At 76.7% G+C, this 2,086-nt stretch carries 2 protein-coding genes; both read right to left on the reverse strand.

All coding sequences use genetic code 11. The annotated features are described in order from the left end of the window. Positions 1-761: vWA domain-containing protein (locus HUW36_RS31615; protein WP_425487286.1), on the reverse strand; the 761-nt coding region annotated here is incomplete at its 3' end. Continuing rightward, positions 758-2,002 carry an AAA family ATPase gene (locus HUW36_RS31620; protein ID WP_217428914.1) on the reverse strand — a complete coding sequence of 415 codons (1,245 nt, stop codon included), beginning with the start codon at positions 2,000-2,002 and terminating at the stop codon, positions 758-760. The genes HUW36_RS31615 and HUW36_RS31620, both read right to left, overlap by 4 nt. Positions 2,003-2,086 lie beyond the last annotated feature (84 nt).

The raw sequence follows: 2,086 nt of genomic DNA on the forward strand, positions 1-2,086 counted from the left end.
CGCCGCGACGGGCGGCCGTAGGTGTAGTCGTCGCCCGCGCCGGAGGCGGAGACCGCCGACCGGACGGCGGCGCCCAGCAGCTCCCGCCAGGGCTGCGGCGGGTGGAACACCTCCTCCGCCCACCGTCGCCACCCCCGGGGCGCGGTCCCGGGCCGGCCGGTGATGCCCTCGGCCACCCGGAACCGCACGGCGTCCCGCTCCTGCTCGGTGAGCCCGTGCGCGCCGTCCGGCCCCAGGTCCCACTCCCGGTCGAGCCCGTCCGCGCCGCTGCCGCAGTCCAGCCAGGCCAGGTGCTGGGTGAGCGGGCCGAGCCGGAACTGCCGCAGGTAGTCCTCCATCAGCTCCCCGTCGGGCAGACGCAGGTCGCGGGGCTCGACCGCGCCCTCGGGCCGGACCAACCCGTCGCCGTACGCGTCGTCGTTGATCTCGCAGTCCGCGGCGATGTTGATCCGCAGCCGCTCCGCCGGCCCGGTCAGCCCCTGCTCCCGGACGACGCGGTCACCTCGACCGTGGTGGTCGCGCAGCAGGTGGGACACCTCGTGCACCCACACGCCGGCGAGGTCCTCGACAGGCGTCCGGTCCACGAACACCGGTGAGACGTAGCACCGCCAGTGCCGGTCCACGGCCATCGTGGGAACGCGTCGGGACTCCACCACGTGCAGCGCGAACAGCGCCGTCGCGAGATAGGGGCGGGCCCGGGCGGCGTAGAGGCGCGCGGTGAGCAGCTTGTCCCGGTCGAGGACCGTCGTGGTGGCGGTCACCGGCCGGTTCCCGCGATCGCCGCGACCCGCTCGGCCGTCTCGTCGGCCCGCCGGGACAGCGACGCCACGGGCAGGACCCGGTCGATCACCGCCGGCACGTCCCAGTCGTCCCGACGGAGTCGGGCCAGGGTGGTGGCCGGGACGACCACCAGGTCCGGCGCGCCGGTCTCCACCGCCCGGCCGAGCACCGTCCAGGCCGCGTCCCAGCGGGACCGGTCCGGGCGACGGCGTACCGCGTCCACGACGGCGTCCAGCACCGCCTGGCGCAGGTCTCCCCGATCGGGCAGGACGGCGGTGGCGGGATCGGCCAGCAGTTCCTCCGGGTCGGGCAGGTCCATCCGGTCCAGGTTGGCCAGTAGCTCCAGCCCGGGGCCGTCGCCCACCGCGCCCCGGACCAGCGTGGACAGCACGTCCCGGGAGGTGCCCGCCGCCTCCGCGAAGGCGATCAGCCGCAGCGCCATCTCCCAACTGCGCGGCGACGGCCAGGCGCCGCCCCGCCCGGCCTCGCTGGTGGGCAGCCGGTGCACCAGCGAGGGGCGCGCCGACAACAGGCCGCACACCGCCCGCCGGGCGTACCCGACGGCGTCGGTCAGCCGCGCCGGGTCGAGTCGGGGCATCGTGGCGCGGGGCCAGGTCCCACCGAGACCCCGGACGACGACGTCGTGGTCGTGGCTCCACTGCAGATGCACGAAGCGGTTGGCCAGCGGCGGGCTCAGTTCCCAGCCGTCCGCGGCCGCGCTGCGGGGGTTGGCGGCGGCCACGATCCGGACCTCCGGTGGCAGGCACAGGCTGCCGACGCGCCGTTCGAGGACGAGGCGGAGCAGGGCCGCCTGCACGGCCGGCGGCGCGGTGGACAGCTCGTCCAGGAACAACAGCCCGCGGCCCGCGCGGACCAGGCGGACCGCCCAGTCCGGCGGCGCCATCGGCACGCCCTGGGTCGCCGGGTCGTCGCCGACCACCGGCAGTCCGGCGAAGTCGGACGGCTCGTGCACGCTGGCGATCACGGTCGTCAAGGGCAGGTCCAGCGCGGCGGCGAGCTGGGTCAGCGCGGCGGTCTTGCCGATGCCGGGGGCGCCCCACAGCAGCACCGGCAGGTCGGCCGCCACGGCGAGCGTCAGCGCCTCCAGTTGTGGATCGGGACGCGGCTCGGTGGTGGTGTCGCCGAGCAGGGCGAGCAGGTCGGCGGCGACGTCGAGCTGCGTCGTCGGTGGATGGGCGGGCAGGGCGGAGCGAGCAGGCATGGGCATCACCGGGGTCGTCGGGGCCGGGTCGCGGCCGGGGGTCAGCGGGCGTGGGCGTGGCGGGGGCGGGAGCGTCGCGCGGGC

This window comes from Micromonospora maritima, assembly GCF_902825405.1.
GTDB classification, from domain to species: Bacteria; Actinomycetota; Actinomycetes; order Mycobacteriales; family Micromonosporaceae; genus Micromonospora; species Micromonospora maritima.

Excerpts from the sequence above, each read along its gene's own strand:
- HUW36_RS31620 (WP_217428914.1), bottom strand. The coding sequence starts at position 2,002 with ATGCCTGCTCGCTCCGCCCTGCCCGCCCATCCACCGACGACGCAGCTC.